Here is a 15953-nt window from a genome sequence, read left to right on the forward strand (position 1 = left end):
TGGCTGCCCGGGCTCGCAGGCAGGCTTGCGGACAGGCTTCCATGCGGGGCCTGGCGAAATCCGGTGCGGCACGCCACATCGCCGCTTGCGTTGGTACCAATCGGCGCTAGAATGACTTTTTGTCACCTTGTCCAGGCCATGATGACGAACGATTCCAGCTTCGAGGTCAGCACCGACCAGACCCGTCTCGACATTCCAATGATCTACCGTTTTCTCAGCGAGCAGTCCACCTGGGCGGTGGGGATTTCGCGGCCCGTCGTCGAGCGCGCCATTGAAAACTCGCTGTGCTTTGGCGGCTACCTCGATGGTCGCCAGATCGCCTTTGCGCGCGTGATCACCGATTTTTCCACCTTCGCCAACCTGGTGGACGTGTTCGTCGTGCCGGAATCGCGTGGCTGTGGTTATGGCAAGCAATTGATCGGTGTGGTGATGCGGCATCCCAGCCTGCAGCAATTACGCCGCTTCACGCTGGCCACATCGGATTGCCACGGCTTGTACGAACGCTTCGGGTTCACCCCGCCGTTGCATCCAGAGACATTGATGGAGCGTTACTTTCCCAACATCTACTTATCCTGAGCGCACTCAACATGGCGACGTGAAACTGGAATCAGGCTTACGCTGATGACTCATCGGGGGAAGTCGCATGTGCCAATTTTTCGTCCGTTTTGTTGTCCATGCCACGCTTGCGCTGGGCGTCGTCGCCAGCATCAGTAGCCACGCCGCCGAGTTGCCGTCCATGCCAGCGTTACCGCAGCCGAAGGGCTCGCTCGTCATCATTGGTGGCGCGCTGCGCGATGACAACGACGCCGTCTGGTCGCGCATCGTGCAGCTTGCCGGTGGCAAGAATGCCCGCATCGCGGTGTTCGCTTCGGCCTCGGCCAGCCCCGAGCGCGCTGGCAACTATCTCATCGAACGGCTGGACCAGCATGGCGCCAACGCCTTCTTCGTCCCCGTTGCCGAACGCCTCGACGGTTCCGACGTGCGCGCCGCAGCCGAAGATCCGGCGCTGGTCGAGGCAGTGCGTTCGGCCGGCGGCGCCTACTTCTCGGGTGGCGATCAGGCGCGCATCACGAACGCGCTGCGCCGGCCCGATGGCAGCAACACGCAACTGCTCGATGCGCTGTGGGACATGTACCGGCGCGGCGGCGTCATCGCCGGCTCGAGCGCCGGCGCCGCCATCATGAGCGCCACGATGTTCGGCCATCCGCGTTCGGTGCTGGGCACGCTCCAGCACGGCGTGGCCGATGGTCGCCAGATCACGCGCGGCCTGGGCTTCATCGGCGACGACGTCTTCATCGACCAGCACCTCTTGGTGCGCGGGCGCTTTGCGCGCATGCTGCCGGCGATGCTGGCCAAGGGCTACAACATCGGCCTTGGCATCGACGAAAACACGGCGATGGTGGTGGGGCCGAAGCGCGACGTCGAAGTGCTTGGCTATCGCGGTGCGCTGCTGGTTGACCTGAGCAACGCCGCCACGCGCGACGGCACCTTCAACCTCAGTAATGGCCGCCTGAGCTATCTGGATAACGGCGACCGCTTCAACCTGGACAGCAAGGTGTTCACGCCGGCGCCCGAGAAAGTGCGCGGCAAGCTCGATGCCAACAAGCCGTACTGGCGCGGGCCGCTGTTCTCGGCCGATATCCTCGGCAACGGCACGGTGGTCGACCTGATGTCCAAGCTGGTCGACAGCGACCAGCCGGATGCGATCGGCCTGTCACTCGACAGCCCGAATGCCGACCGGCCCGACCTGGGCTTCGAGTTCAAGCTCGGTCGCGTGAACGAGACGGTCGGCTACCAGTCGGCGTACAGCGAAGCCTATTCGGTCTACAACGTGCGGCTCGATATTAGGCCGATCGTGGTGCAACGGCCGCTGTATCAGTACCGATGAACGCTCAGTCGCAGCGCCACTGCAGCCGCCCGGCCAGCACCTGGCGCTGTGCATCGATCAGCGGGCCGTTCGGATCGTGGCCGGCGCGCGGCACCTCGACCAGTGCCTTCTCCGGCGCCGTGATGGCTTCGAAGAAGCGGCGCGTGACCTTCGGCTCGGTCAGCAGGTCTTCAGTTCCCTGCACCAGATAGACCGGCAGCTCGTAGCGCGTGCCCAGGCGGTACAGGTCCATCGTGGACGCCATGCCATCGCCTTTCCAGCCGACGAACTTCAGGAACGAATAATCCTCGCCCTCGGTGTAGTCGGCCTTCGCCTGCGGCGAAGCATACAAAGGCAGCACCTCGAACCAGGATGGCGGCGTCGGATCGATGTTGGGCGCCTCGTACTTGCGCACGGCGCGCCGCACGATGCCGAAGTTGCGCGGATTGGTCCAGGGCGGCGGGCCGAGCGCCTCCAGTTGCGTGACGGTGGCAGTGTCATTCGCCTTTCTAGCGCGGGCAATGACCGTGCTCCATGACGTGGCATTGTCCCGGTAACCCACCAGCTGGGCCACGCCGACATAGGCGCAGAACAGTCCTGGCTTCTCCTTGGCCATGTGGGCGCCGATCATCGAGCCCCACGAGCTGCCCAGCAGGATCACCTTGTCCCTGCCGAAACGCTGCGTCAGATAGCGCGCCACGTCGAGGCCATCGTCGCGCAGCTGTTCGATGCGCAAGGGGACGTCCTCGCCAGGGCGGTGACGGCCCCAGGTCATGCCGCTGCCGCGCTGATCCCATTGCGCCAGCGTGATGTGCTTGCGCCACGACGCATACGGGCCGGCGCCAAACACAGAAGTCGGATTGCCAGGGCCGCCATGCACGTACAGCAGCACCGGATTGGCACAGTCGTCGCCGCTGACGGTGACCCACTGTGCGATGCCGCCGATCTCCACGAAGCCGCTTTCGTCGACCGGCTGGCCGGGCTTGCAGGCCGGGGCGGCGTGGGCCAGGCAGGCACTGAACAGCGGAACGACAAGGCAGGCGCGCAGGCGGAACATCGGAACTCCGGTTCGACAAGGGTGACCAGGTCGATTGTGGCGTGGCTGTCCGGCCGGGTCAATCGTCCTGGCCTGGCACATCTGACAGGTGACGGCGTCGCTGCAGGTCGCGGCGGGCTTAGAATAGCGCGATCTACTTGTCGGGGATTCGCGATGCGCCTGTTTCACTCCTTTGCTGCGCTGCTGCTTGGCGCGTTCGCTTCACTCGCCCACGCCGCGCAGCCGGCCACGGTCCGCCTGGACTACACGCACAGCGGCAATGCGCTGGCGGACAACTACGCGATCGAACGCGTCGTCATCGAGCCGCTTCCCTGGCCCGGTAGCGCCGCGCGCAATCTGGACGACACCAACCGTGGCCAGAACCGCGTCGAAGTGGTCGATCCGAAAACGGGCGACGTGCTGTACTCGCGCGGTTTCTCCACCGTGTTCGGCGAGTGGCGCACGACCGAGGAAGCAGGGCGCATCAGCCGCAGTTTCAGCGAGTCGGTGCGCTTTCCCCAGTTCGCGCAGCCGGTGCGCGTGCGCATCCTGAAGCGCGACGAGCGCAACCAGTTTTCGGTCGCCTGGAGCATCGACGTCGATCCGAACGCACCCGACGTGGTCAAGCGCCAGCCGCCGGCGGCGGCCAAGCCGATCCCGATCCGGGTCAGCGGCCCGTCACCCGACAAGGTCGACCTGCTGATCCTGGGCGATGGCTACACGCAGGCAGAGATGAAAAAATTCGAGCAGGATGCGCGGCGCCTGTCGGCGCACCTGTTTTCGGTCTCGCCGTTCAAGGAGCGGGCGAGGGACTTCAATGTCTGGGCGATGGCCGTGCCGACCGGGCAATCGGGCATCAGCCGGCCATCGACCGGTGTACACCATGCCTCGGCGCTGGGCACACGCTACGACATTTTTGGGAGCGAGCGCTATGTGCTCACGCTTGACAACCGCGCACTGCGCGACATCGCCCAGCATGCGCCGTACGAATTCATCGAGATCCTGGTCAACAACGAGACCTACGGCGGCGGCGGGATCTTCGGCCAGTTCAGCACCGCGGCAGCCAGCAATGACTGGGCTGACTACCTGTTCGTGCACGAGTTTGGTCACCACTTCGCGGGCCTGGCCGACGAGTACTACACGTCGCCGGTGGCCTACGCCGCAGCGAGCGGACGCATGGAGCCGTGGGAACCGAACGTCACGGCGCTGCGTGACCCGGCCAGGCTCAAATGGCAGCGTCATGTGACGGCCGGTACGCCATTGCCGACGCCATGGCCGAAGGCTGAATACGAGGCCGCGTCGCGCGCCTACCAGAAAAAGCGCGCCGCACTGCGCGAGGCCAGCCGGCCGGAGTCGGAGATGAGCGCCTTGTTCCATGAAGACCTCAAACAGACCAACGCGCTGTTCGACCGGCAGCCGCACCGCCACGCGGTTGGCGCGTTTGAAGGTGCCAACTATGAGGCCAGCGGTTACTACCGGCCCGCGATGCAGTGCCTGATGTTCGACCGCAGCGATGCGTTCTGCCCGGTGTGCCGCGACGGGGTCACGGACATCATCGATTTGTATGCGGGTTCTGTTCGTCAGTAATCTTTGCTTACAACTCTGACAATTTCTGCGTGTGGTGGCTAACAGACCGGACGGTGGTGAAGCCGTATTCTGGAATCACTGAAAAACAACAACGACTGCACGGGCAACCCGCTTTGTACAGCGACCACCAAAAGGAAACTCATCATGAACAAACTGATCGCAACCCTTATCGCCGGCCTGATGGTTACCGCTGCTCACGCCCAGACCACCGCCCCAACCACCACCGCTGCGGACAACCGCATCGTGAAGGCGGAAGCCAGCGCCGAAAAAGACGTCATCAAGGCCGAACAAAAAGAAATCAAGGCTGCAGTCAAGGCTGACCAAAAGCTGAACAAGACCGTGGCCAAGGCGACCGAAGCCAAGGGCGATGCACACGCCAAGCTGGTCAAGACCCACACCGACGCTGCTGCCAACGTCGCCAAAGCTGATCCGGAAGACCGCGCCAAGGCAATGGCTAAGGCCGAAGGCAAAGTGGCTGACGCGAACCTGAAGGCCGAGAAGAAGATGATCAAGGCTGACGAGAAAGTGCTGAAAGCGCAAGTCGACGCTGCTGCCGACAAGGCAACCGCTGCTGCCAAGACCGAACAGGTCCGCGCTGAAGCCCAGGCTGACGTCCACAAGGCTGCTGCAAAGAACTAAGCAAACAGCTCCAATGAAAAATGCCGGCTCAGCCGGCATTTTTTTCGTCTGGAAAAGCGGGGGGTCAGGTCTGACATTCGGACACGATCTCGACAGTCCGGTAGTCAAAACTAGCTGGAAAAGCGGGGGTCAGGTCTGACATTCGGACACGATCTCGACAGTCCGGTAGTCAAAACTAGCTGGCACCGCGCCATGCTAATACTGGGGCAAAATACCATTCAGAATGGCATAGCTGAGGTCGTGTCCGAATGTCAGACCTGACCCCGGCTGGGGAAATGGCGCAGCTGAGGTCGTGTCCGAATGTCAGACCTGACCCCAGCTGTTTTACTGAACGGGATTGTGGTCGCGTTACGTTTTCACGGTATCGGTTTCGGCTGCCCGCATCCCCAGATCATGCGCCTTCATGCGCGCAGACAACGCCTTGCCCTTGCGCGAGCGCTTGCCGAAGTGCGGCTCCAGGCCTGACGCGAACAGCTCCACGGTGCGGGCCTTGTCGCCGGCCCAGGTGCCGATCACGTTCAGGCCCTTCTGGTTGATCGGCTGCGCTGCCAGCATGGTTTCTTTCGGCTCGAGTTCCATCAGCGTCACGCCGCGGCCGCCATTGGTCAGCACCTTCATCTCGTCAATGCCGAACACCAGCACGCGGCCCTTTTCGGACAGGCACGCGATCGCGCCGCAGCTGTCGGTCACGATCCGTGGCGGCAGCGGTGTCGCGCCGTCGTTGAGCGTGATGAACGACTTGCCGCCTTTCAGACGGCTGACCATGTCGCCCGCCCTGGTGATGAAGCCAAAGGCGTCCGACGTCGACAGCAGCAGGCGCGTCTCGGGATTACCCGCGAAATAATGCAGGATGCGGATACCGCCCGACAGGTCCACCAGCGTCGTGATCGGCACGCCGTCACCGCGCGAACCAGGCAGCGCCGCCACCGGCACCGAATACACCTTGCCGTTGTCGCCAATGCCCAGCAGATGGTCGACCGTGCGGCATTCGAATGCCTTGTACAGCGAGTCGCCGGCCTTGAACGCGAACTGCGCCGGGTCGTGGCCGATGCCGGTGCGGGCACGCACCCAGCCTTTTTCGGACACGATGACGGTCACCGGTTCGTCGACGACCTTCTGCTCGGCCACTGCGCGCTGTGCTTCTTCGATCACGGTGCGGCGCTCGTCGCCGAACTGCTTGGCGTCGGCTTCGATTTCGCGGATGATCAGGCGCTTCATCGACGACGGGTTCTCGAGGATGTCCTGCAGCTTTTCCTTCTCGCTGCGCAGGTCGGCCAGCTCTTGCTGGATCTTGATCGCTTCCAGGCGCGCCAGCTGGCGCAGGCGGATCTCGAGGATGTCTTCGGCCTGGCGTTCGCTCAGGCGGAATTCCTCGATCAGCGCGGCCTTCGGTTCATCCGAGTTGCGGATGATGGCGATGACCTTGTCGATGTTCAGCAGGACCGTCTCGCGGCCTTCCAGGATATGGATGCGGTCGTTGACCTTGGCCAGCTTGAAGTCGGTGCGGCGGCGGATCGTCGTGAAGCGATAATCGATCCACTCCTGGATGATCGTGCCCAGGCCTTTTTGACGCGGGCGGCCGTCGCCGCCGATCATCACCATATTGATCGGGCTGGACGACTCGAGCGACGTGTGCGCGAGCAGCATCAGCATGAATTCGTTCTGGTCCTGGTTCTTCGACTTCGGCTCGAACACCAGGCGCACCGCGGCTTCGCGGCCCGATTCGTCGCGCACCGTATCGAGCGCGCCCAGCACCGTGTTCTTCAGCGCGAGCTGCTCGGGCAGCAGCGCCTTCTTGCCGGCCTTGACCTTCGGGTTGGTGAGTTCTTCGATTTCTTCGAGCACGCGCTGCGACGAGCAGCCCGGCGGCAGTTCGTAGACGATCGCCTGCCACTGGCCGCGCGCCAGTTCTTCGATCTTCCAGCGCGCGCGCACCTTCATCGAGCCGCGGCCCACCGCGTACATGTCGGCGATGCTGGTGGCCGGCGTGATGATCTGGCCGCCGCCCGGGAAGTCGGGGCCGGGCACGATGGCCATCAGCTCGGCGTGCGACATCTTCGGATTGCGGATCATGGCGACGGCGGCAGCAGCCACTTCGCGCAGATTGTGCGACGCGATCTCGGTGGCCAGGCCGACCGCGATGCCCGAGGCGCCGTTGAGCAGCACCATCGGCAGGCGCGCCGGCAGCGTGCGCGGCTCGGTGGTCGAGCCGTCGTAGTTGGGCTGCGAGTCGACCGTGCCCATGTCGATTTCATCCATCAGGATGCGGGCAATCGGCGTCAGGCGCGCTTCGGTGTAGCGCATCGCGGCAGCGCCGTCGCCGTCGCGCGAGCCGAAGTTGCCCTGGCCGTCGATCAGCGGGTAGCGCAGCGAGAAGTCCTGCGCCATGCGCACCAGCGCGTCGTACACCGACTGGTCGCCGTGCGGATGCAGTTTGCCGAGCACGTCGCCGACCACGGCCGCCGACTTGCGCGGCTTGGCGGTCGGGCCCAGGCCCAGTTCATTCATCGCGTACAGGATGCGGCGCTGGACCGGCTTCTGGCCGTCCGACACGTCCGGCAGCGCGCGGCCCTTGACCACCGAGACGGCGTAGTCGAGGTAGGCGCGCTCGGCGAAGGTGGAGAGGGTGAGCGTCTCGACGTCGGACGGCTCGTGTTGCTGTTCAAAGAGACTTGGTTGGTTCGTCATGGTGTCTGTTCTGTTGCGCGCGGGGCGGATGGCCGGTGCGGCGTATTAGATATCGGCCTCGGTCTCGTTTCCGTGTTCTTCGATCCAGGCGCGGCGCGCGGCGGCTTCGCCTTTGCCCATCAGCATATTGAAGCGTGCCGACGATTCGGCGTGGTCGTAGTCGCCCAAAAACACGGGCAGCAGGCGGCGCGTGTCCGGGTTCATCGTCGTTTCCCACAGCTGCTCGGCGTTCATCTCGCCCAGGCCCTTGAAGCGCGAGATGCTCCACACGCCTTCCTTCAGGCCTTCTTTTTTCAGCTTGTCTTCGATCGCCAGCAGCTCGCCGGAATCCAGCGCATACAGCTTCTGGATCGGCTTCTTGCCGCGCGCGGGCACGTCGACGCGGAACAGCGGCGGACGCGCGATGCAGATGTTCCCGTTCGCGAACAGCGCCGGAAAATGTTTGAAGAACAGCGTGAGCAGCAGCACCTGGATGTGCGAGCCGTCGACGTCGGCGTCGGACAGGATGCAGATCTTGCCGTAGCGCAGACCGGTCAGGTCGGGCGAGTCGCCCGCGCTGTGCGGGTCGACGCCGATCGCCACCGAGATATCGTGGATTTCATTGTTGGCGAACAGGCGGTCGCGGTCGGTTTCCCACGAGTTGAGCACCTTGCCGCGCAGCGGCAGGATGGCCTGGAATTCCTTGTCGCGGCCCATCTTGGCCGAGCCGCCGGCCGAGTCGCCCTCGACCAGGAACAGCTCGTTGCGCGTGATGTCGTTCGATTCGCAATCGGTCAGTTTGCCCGGCAACACGGCCACGCCCGACGATTTTTTCTTTTCGACTTTTTGCAGCGAGCGCAGACGCGATTGCGCCTGGCGGATCACGAGTTCGGCCAGCTTCTTGCCGTATTCGACGTGCTGGTTCAGCCACAGTTCGAGCGGCGGCCTGGTGAAGGTCGAGACCAGCTTGAGCGCGTCGCGCGAATTCAGGCGTTCTTTCGTCTGGCCCTGGAACTGCGGGTCCAGCACCTTGGCCGACAGCACGAACGAGACGCGCGCGAACACGTCTTCGGGCAGCAGCTTGACGCCTTTCGGCAGCAGGCCATGCAGCTCGACGAAGTTCTTGACGGCGCCATACAGGCCGTCGCGCAGGCCCGCTTCGTGCGTGCCGCCGCTGACGGTGGGGATCAGGTTGACATAGGATTCACGCACCACGCCGCCTTCTTCGGTCCAGGCCACGACCCAGGCCGCGCCTTCGCCTTCGGCAAAACTGTCGTCGCCGGCCGCGGCGTACTGCGCGCCTTCGAACAGCGGGATCAGGGTTTCGCCGTTGGAGCTTTGCGCCAGCGCTTCGGTCAGGTAGCCGCGCAGGCCCTCGTCGTAGCGCCAGGTCTGCACTTCGCCCTTGGCGTTCGTGAGCGTGACCGTCACGCCCGGCAGCAGCACGGCTTTCGAGCGCAGCAGGCGCTGCAGGTCGTTCATCGGGATGGTCGGCGAATCGAAGTATTTGCCGTCCGGCCAGGCCGTGACGCGCGTGCCGTTCTTCTTGCCGCCGCGCTCGAACGGCGCGGAGGTGAGGGGCTCGATCACGTCGCCGGCAGCGAACACCAGCTTGTGCTGGCCGTTGCCCTGATCGTCCTTGCGCCAGACCTCGATCTCGAGGCGCTTGGACAGCGCATTGGTGACCGACACGCCGACGCCGTGCAGGCCGCCCGAGAACGCATACGCGCCGCCCGAGCCCTTGTCGAACTTGCCGCCGGCGTGCAGACGCGTGAACACGATTTCGACCGTCGACACGCCTTCTTCGGGGTGGATGCCGACCGGGATGCCGCGGCCGTCATCTTCGACCGTGATCGAGCCGTCCGGGTTCATCGTGACGCTGATGTTCTTGCAATAGCCACCCAGCGCCTCGTCAGAGGCGTTGTCGATCACTTCCTGGATGATGTGGAGCGGATTTTCCGTGCGGGTGTACATGCCCGGACGCTGTTTCACAGGTTCGAGTCCCTTGAGGACACGGATGGATGATTCGCTGTAGTCTGGAGCGGGTTTCTTGGAGGCCATCTTGAAGAGTATTTGTAGAATGCGTTGGCATTCTATCTTGTCGAGCGGAAAAGGAAATGCTTTTTAACTGTATAAATATACAGTATTTTGCGCTTATGTCGTGCTTTTCGCCTTGCACCTTTGTGCTAGATTACGCTGTAAATACATAATCGATGCAAGAAGGGTGGGGCCCGATGCAGCGATCCCATTGTCTGTTCACCGTGCGTCCGATCGGCTTTGATCCGGTTGAAACCGCCCGGCTGGCGGCGCTGCTCGAAGACGCGCCGGGCGCCGGGCCGTCGTATTCTTGCCTGCATGCCGATAGTTTGCAAGAGCCGGATCTGCTGGTTGCCAACGGTGACAGCCCGTTTGCGCTGGCGCAACTGGCGTGCCGGCCACCCGATGCACTGCAACCGGCACTGGTCATCGGCGGCACTGGCAGCACCTGTTGGCCGACTCTAACCCGCCCGCTTGACCAACGGGCGCTGCATGGCCAGCTGGCCGAACTGCTCGACACGCGCGTGCATGCGCTGGCCCAGCACGGCGCCCGTGCGCGCCGTGTGCTGGCCGAACGCCGCCGCCGTCCGCGTCTGGGGCCGGATCTTGAAACGCCCGCATTCTACACGCGACTGCGCCATGGGCCCGTCGATGGTTCGGTATTGATCGTCGATCAGGCGTGCAACCTGCGCAACCGGGTGGCGCAGGTGCTCGGGCCGCGCCGGATCGGCGTCGAATGGACCGACAGCCAGGCCGCCGCCGTGCGCCTGTGCGACGAAACGCCGGTGGCGCTGGTGCTGATCAACACGGCGGTCCCGGGCATCGAACCGTATGCACTGTGCTCGTCGATCAAGGCGCAGGCCGGGGCCGGGCGCACACCCGTGGTGTTCATGGTCACGCCATCGTTTCATTACGACAGCGCGCGAGCCCGGCTGGCCGGCGCCCGCGGCTTGCTCGAGACGCCCGTGGCGGGGCGCCACCTGATGCTAACGTTCCAGAAGCTGCTCGACGTGCCGGTCTGAGCACATGGCGACCTTTTGTAACAACTTTGAATCGTGCGCAGCATTGCCGAAGTTATATTATTGACATGACCGAAGACGAACCCATCAAGCGCAATCCAGACGACCCCTCGCCAGAGGCGGATATCGATGAACGTCGCGAGACACGCGTGCGCGTGCCCGACCGGCGCGCCAGCGGCGGCCAGCACGCACGCGGGCCGGCGCGCTACCTGCGCGATGGCGACAACCCGATGGCCCTGGCCGGCCGGGTCATCACGTCGCGCTTTCGCTCGCTGCGTGAACGCTTCAGTCGCGACATCATGCAGCGCACGCTGCACATCGGTGTTTCGGCCCGTATCTTTCACCCCGAAGCGGGCGCCAAGGGGCTGCTGAGCAAGAACCTGCAGTATCTCGAGGAATCGATTGCCCAGTGGGTCATGTCGCGCGACGTGCTGGTGTTCATGATCCCGACGGTCAATACCAACGGCTTGCTCCATCCCAGCAACATCACGCTGCGCCACTATGCGCGTCATCTGGATGGCCTCGTGCTGCAGGGCGGGGCCGACGTCGCCCCGCAAACCTATTCCGAAACGCCCACGCGTCCCGAATGGAGCGGCGACCGCGCACGCGACGTGTACGAGCTCGAACTGCTGCACGAATTTGTCGACGCCGGCAAGCCGGTGCTGGGCGTGTGCCGTGGCTGCCAGCTGATCAACGTGGCCTTCGGCGGCACGCTGCACCAGGACGTCGCCACCGACCGCCCCGACGCGCTGGCGCACGTGCACGACCTGTATGACGCGCATCGCCACGCGATCGTGTTTCCCAAGGGCTCGTCCCTGGGCCGCATGTTCCCCAACGTCCAGCAGGCGATGGTCAACTCGATTCACCACCAGGCCGTCAAGGACCTGGGGCGCGATATCCGCATCGAGGCGATGTCCGAGCCGGACGGCATCATCGAGGCGATCCGCTACCAGCGCGCCAACTTCGTCATGGGCTTGCAGTGGCACCCCGAGTTCCACCGTGCGGGCGGTGTCGATCTGCTCGACTGCACGCCGGTGCTCGACGAGTTCTTGCGTGCGGCGCGCGAGACGCGGCTGTAGCACGAAATCGCTTGCTTTCGCCGTGTGACACAGGAATAATGAATGAGAATCATTCTCATCTCATTGTCTTGTTATGGTCCATGGAGCGCTTCGCATGACGATTTCCCCCACACCCACCACGCCATCCGCAGCAGCCGAGCCGCGCAACCAGGACACGCTCCTGGTTGCCTCGCTCCTGCACCTGATGTCGCATTACAGCGCGAAAGGCGACGGCGAGCCGCCGTGCGTCAAGCTGGCGTCCGTGATCGAGCGCCACCTGTGCGCGCTGGCGCGCCTGCCAATGATCGACCCGGTGCTGCGCGCCACCTGCGAGCAGCTGGCCGACCAGTGGGCCAACGTGGTCGACGCCAGGCTGCCGGCACCGGCGCCTGCCAAACAGCCGCTGCTGGCGCGCTTCATGAAGACGGGCTGGGTCGGCAAGGGCGTGCCGGTGGCCGGGTAAGCGGTTGCCCGATCAGGCGCTGCGGTCACCCCGGAAGTGCCCGATCGCCGCATTGACCATCCCTTCGACCGAGCCTTCGCGCTCGGCATGCCGGCGCAGGATCGCCGCGTCACTGCCGCCGCGCGCGGCTGCTGCCAGGTGCTGCAGCGCCTCGACGCTGCCCAGCGCTTCGGCGTGCGGCAGCATCCGTTCGAGCGTGGCCAGGATATCGTCGCGGATCACGATGCTCTCGTAGGTTTTCGGGTGCGTGATGCTGCCATCCAGGCCAAAGCGGCAGGCCTGGAAGCGGTTGTAGTTGTAGACGAGGTAGTCGTCTTCAACAGGGGCCTCGTCCTTGCGCTCAAGCAGATGGCGGCACAGCGCCTGCAGGTAGGCGGCCAGCGCCGCGGCGCGCTCCACGGTCAGCGGCGTGTCGCAGACGCGCAGCTCGATCGTGCCGAATTCGGGCTTGGGTCGCAGGTCCCAGTAAAAATCCTTCATGCTCTTGATGATGTTCGTGCGTTCCATCTTGGCGAAGTACACGTCGGTGAACTCCTGCCAGCTGAGCGTGAAGGGCGCGCGCCCGCTCATCGGAAACGCGAACACGGAATTCAAGCGTGCCGATTCGAACAGGCTGTCGTGGCCCTGCACGAAGGGCGACGACGCCGACAGCGCGATGAAGTGCGGCAGGTAGCGGTTCAGTGCGTGCAGCAGGTACATCGCATCGTCGCCGTTGGCGCAGCCGATGTGCACGTGCTGGCCGAATACCGTGAACTGCTTGGCCAGGTAGCCATACAGCTGCGACAGGTATTCGTAGCGCGGTTTGGCTGAAATGCGCTGGTCGGACCAGTGCTGGAACGGGTGCGTGCCACCGCCGGCGATGCCGATATTGAGCGTGTCGCTTGCCGCGACGAGCGTGTCGCGGATCTCGGTCAGCTCGGCCAGCAAGGGACCATACGCCGTGTGCACGCTCGAATTAATCTCGATCATGCTCTCGGTGATCTCGGGCGTGACGTTGCCAGGGAACGGCTTGCGCTCCAGCAGATGCATCAGATCGGGGCTGGCGGCGGTCAGGTTGAAGTCCGACAGATTGACCAGTTGCAGTTCGAGCTCGACCCCGAAGGTGAGCGGCGTGGACGGGGTAAACGCGTCAAGCGGCATGATGGGACTCCGGTGCTTCGTGCGCCCAGATCAGGGCGCGCTGGATGATGATCGGACCAAACACTTCGAGCAGCATCGCCACCGCGGCCATCGCGTGCAGGTCGTCGACCACTTTCAGGCCGGCATAGCGCGCATGTTCGAGCATCAGGATCACGAACACGGCCAGCGGCGCCAGGCCCAGCCCCGTGAGCGCGCCCTTGCGCCAGGTGACGCCCGACAGGTGCGAGAACGCGGCCACGCCGGCGGTCTTGGCCAGCAGCCGCACCAGCACGACGACCACCGCCATCACGCCGCCGGCTGCCACCAGGCGCCAGTCGAGGGTCGAGGCGGCGTACACGAACAGCAGCACGGTGAGCACTTCGCCGAGCGCGCCGAAATTGCGCTGGGTCTGGGTAAAGGTCACGCGGCGCGAGCGCACGGTCAGGCCGAAGGCCAGCGCCGCCACGACCGGCGACAGGCCGCCGACATCGCACATCGACACCAGCAGAATCACGGCCAGGGCGAATGCGACGGTCGTATCCTGCTGCGCATTGCCGATCGCGCGCAGCAGCGCCGGCACCAGTAAGCCGAACACGGCGCCGGCCACGATCGACGCAGCGAGCATGACCAGGCTTTGCCACAGTGCCTCGCTGACGGCGTCCTGCGTGTGGAACAGCCAGACGCCGATGATGGCATTGAATGCGAACACGGCCAGCACGCAGTTCTGCGCCGACAGGTGCAGCACGCGCTCGGTCATCTGGCCCGAGCTTTTCTGTTCGTTGATGACCCGCACGACGGTGGCAGGCGAGGTGGCCATGGAGAGCGCCGCCATCAGCAGCGCCGTGATCTGGGCCGCGCCGAACGCGATGGCGACAAGGTAGACGAGCACGAACGTCAGGCTGGACTCGACCAGGCCGGCCACGCCGATCCACGGATTGTTGACGAGCCAGCGCAGGTTGATGCGGTTACCCAGTTCGAACAGGACCAGGCCGAAGGCGATATTGGCCAGCAGCGCGACCGGGCCCAGATCGGCAGCGGGCAGCACGCCGATCTGCGAGCTGCCCAGCGCGAAGCCGACCAGGCCGTAGAAGCTGATGCGGGGCAGGCCGGTCCAGCGCTGGCCAAATTCACCGGCCAGCCACGCCAGCGCAATCGCCAGGGGCCAGGCAAGGCTCGTCAATACGGACAACAGGTCAGGCATGCGGTCTCCTTCTTCTTATCGTTGCGCGATTCTAGTGCGCCCGGCAGCCCGCGTCCGTGTCCGTGCTAACACTACTTGCTTAACAAGCGCATGGCCCGTTCCAGGCCCTCCAGCGTGATCGGGAACATCCGGTTGCTCATCACCTGGCGAATCAGCGCGATCGACTGGCGGTACTGCCACAGGTGCTCGGGCTCGGGATTGAGCCAGGCGCACTTCGGAAACGCGGTCATGAAACGCGCCAGCCAGACCGCGCCGGCTTCGTCGTTGTTGTATTCGACCGAGCCACCGGGCGCCATGACTTCGTAGGGACTCATGGTCGCGTCGCCGACGAACAGCACGCGCGTATCGGCCGGATATTTACGCAGCACGTCCCAGGTGGCAAAGCGCTCGCTGTGCCGGCGTGCGTTGTTCTTCCACAGGTAGTCGTAGACGCAGTTGTGGAAGTAGTAGAACTCCATGTTCTTGAATTCGCTGCTGGCGGCCGAGAACAGTTCTTCGGTACGTTCGATATGGTCGTCCATCGAGCCGCCGACGTCGAACAGCATCACGACCTTGATCCGGTTCTTGCGCTCGGGCCGCATGCGGATGTCGAGCCAGCCGGCATTGCTGGCGGTGGCGCGGATCGTGTCGTCCAGCGCCAGTTCGTCCGCTGCGCCCTGGCGCGCGAAGCGGCGCAGACGGCGCAGCGCCACCTTCAGGTTGCGCGTGCCCAGTTCGCGCTCGCCGTCGTAGTCGCGGTAGGTGCGCTGGTCCCATACCTTGACCGCTGTCCGGTTGCGGCTCTCACCGCCGATGCGGATGCCTTCCGGGTTGGTGCCGCCATGGCCGAACGGCGACGTGCCGCCGGTGCCGATCCACTTGCTGCCGCCCGCGTGGCGTTCCTTCTGCTCTTTCAGCAGTTCCTGCAGGCGCTGTTGCAGCTTGTCGTAGCCGAATTTTTCGAGCTGCGCTTTCTGCTCCGGCGTGAGTTCACGCTCGAAGCGCTTGATCAGCCAGTCGAGCGGAATCTCGGCCTTCTCGTCAAACACGGCATCGATGCCGCGGAACCAGGCGCCGAAGACGCGATCGAACTTGTCGAAATGGGCTTCGTCCTTCACCAGCGTCAGGCGCGCGAGGTAGTAGAAGTCGTCGAGCGACGGCGCGATCACGCCGCGTTGCAGCGCGTCGAGCAGCGTCAGGAATTCGCGGATCGAGACCGGGATGCGGGCATCGCGCAGGGCGCGGAAAAAATCGATCAGCATCGCATCGAGGGGGCTGGCG

Annotated in this window: 13 protein-coding genes; 7 read left to right on the forward strand and 6 right to left on the reverse strand. The window is 64.3% G+C overall.

The annotated features are described in order from the left end of the window. Positions 1-138: 138 nt before the first annotated feature. Together AC56LV_RS16090 and AC56LV_RS16095 are read left to right on the forward strand one after the other, a co-directional pair. The gene (locus AC56LV_RS16090) at positions 139-576 is read left to right on the forward strand and encodes a GNAT family N-acetyltransferase (RefSeq protein WP_499559686.1); all 438 of its coding nucleotides are present in this window, start codon (positions 139-141) and stop codon (positions 574-576) included. Between the two features lie 67 nt (positions 577-643). Then, positions 644-1888 carry a cyanophycinase gene (locus AC56LV_RS16095; protein ID WP_499559054.1) on the forward strand — a complete coding sequence of 415 codons (1245 nt, stop codon included), beginning with the start codon at positions 644-646 and terminating at the stop codon, positions 1886-1888. A gap of 4 nt (positions 1889-1892) precedes the next feature. On the opposite strand, the gene AC56LV_RS16100 is transcribed toward AC56LV_RS16095, so the two are convergent. Next, complete coding sequence (locus tag AC56LV_RS16100; RefSeq protein ID WP_499559056.1) at positions 1893-2924, reverse strand: alpha/beta fold hydrolase; 1032 nt, start codon at positions 2922-2924, stop codon at positions 1893-1895. A gap of 153 nt (positions 2925-3077) precedes the next feature. Here AC56LV_RS16100 and AC56LV_RS16105 point away from each other — a divergent pair, with 153 nt between their 5' ends. Together AC56LV_RS16105 and AC56LV_RS16110 are read left to right on the forward strand one after the other, a co-directional pair. Further along, complete coding sequence (locus tag AC56LV_RS16105) at positions 3078-4490, forward strand: IgA Peptidase M64 (RefSeq protein ID WP_499559058.1); 1413 nt, start codon at positions 3078-3080, stop codon at positions 4488-4490. 144 nt (positions 4491-4634) lie between these two features. After that, a complete protein-coding gene (locus AC56LV_RS16110) occupies positions 4635-5129 on the forward strand; it encodes a hypothetical protein (protein WP_499503792.1) in 495 nt (164 codons plus the stop codon). Between the two features lie 348 nt (positions 5130-5477). Here the strand turns inward: AC56LV_RS16110 and parC are convergent, their stop codons facing one another. Then, positions 5478-7817 carry a DNA topoisomerase IV subunit A gene (parC, locus tag AC56LV_RS16115; RefSeq protein ID WP_499559060.1) on the reverse strand — a complete coding sequence of 780 codons (2340 nt, stop codon included), beginning with the start codon at positions 7815-7817 and terminating at the stop codon, positions 5478-5480. 45 nt (positions 7818-7862) lie between these two features. Beyond that, a complete protein-coding gene (locus AC56LV_RS16120) occupies positions 7863-9857 on the reverse strand; it encodes a DNA topoisomerase IV subunit B (protein ID WP_499559062.1) in 1995 nt (664 codons plus the stop codon). A gap of 173 nt (positions 9858-10030) precedes the next feature. Here AC56LV_RS16120 and AC56LV_RS16125 point away from each other — a divergent pair, with 173 nt between their 5' ends. The 3 genes from AC56LV_RS16125 to AC56LV_RS16135 all read left to right on the forward strand — a co-directional run bounded on the left by AC56LV_RS16125 (position 10031) and on the right by AC56LV_RS16135 (position 12373). Then, positions 10031-10855 (forward strand): response regulator, encoded by an 825-nt coding sequence (locus AC56LV_RS16125; protein WP_499559064.1) that lies wholly within the window; start codon positions 10031-10033, stop codon positions 10853-10855. 65 nt (positions 10856-10920) lie between these two features. Further along, entirely contained in the window at positions 10921-11931 is a 1011-nt protein-coding gene (locus tag AC56LV_RS16130) for a gamma-glutamyl-gamma-aminobutyrate hydrolase family protein (RefSeq protein WP_499559066.1), read from the forward strand. Positions 11932-12025: 94 nt separating this feature from the next. Then, positions 12026-12373: a hypothetical protein gene (locus tag AC56LV_RS16135; RefSeq protein WP_499559068.1), complete on the forward strand. Its 348-nt coding sequence runs from the start codon at positions 12026-12028 to the stop codon at positions 12371-12373. 12 nt (positions 12374-12385) lie between these two features. Here the strand turns inward: AC56LV_RS16135 and AC56LV_RS16140 are convergent, their stop codons facing one another. From AC56LV_RS16140 to AC56LV_RS16150, 3 genes are all read right to left on the reverse strand, one after another. Then, a complete protein-coding gene (locus AC56LV_RS16140) occupies positions 12386-13513 on the reverse strand; it encodes a YbdK family carboxylate-amine ligase (RefSeq protein ID WP_499559070.1) in 1128 nt (375 codons plus the stop codon). Then, entirely contained in the window at positions 13503-14693 is a 1191-nt protein-coding gene (locus tag AC56LV_RS16145) for a cation:proton antiporter (RefSeq protein WP_258835687.1), read from the reverse strand. Before AC56LV_RS16145 ends, AC56LV_RS16140 begins: the two co-directional genes overlap by 11 nt. Before the next feature lie 71 nt (positions 14694-14764). Beyond that, positions 14765-15934, reverse strand: a complete 1170-nt coding sequence (locus AC56LV_RS16150; protein WP_499559072.1) for a vWA domain-containing protein — start codon at positions 15932-15934, stop codon at positions 14765-14767. Positions 15935-15953: the final 19 nt, after the last annotated feature.

The sequence above is a fragment of the Telluria sp. RB2R28 genome (assembly GCF_059685835.1).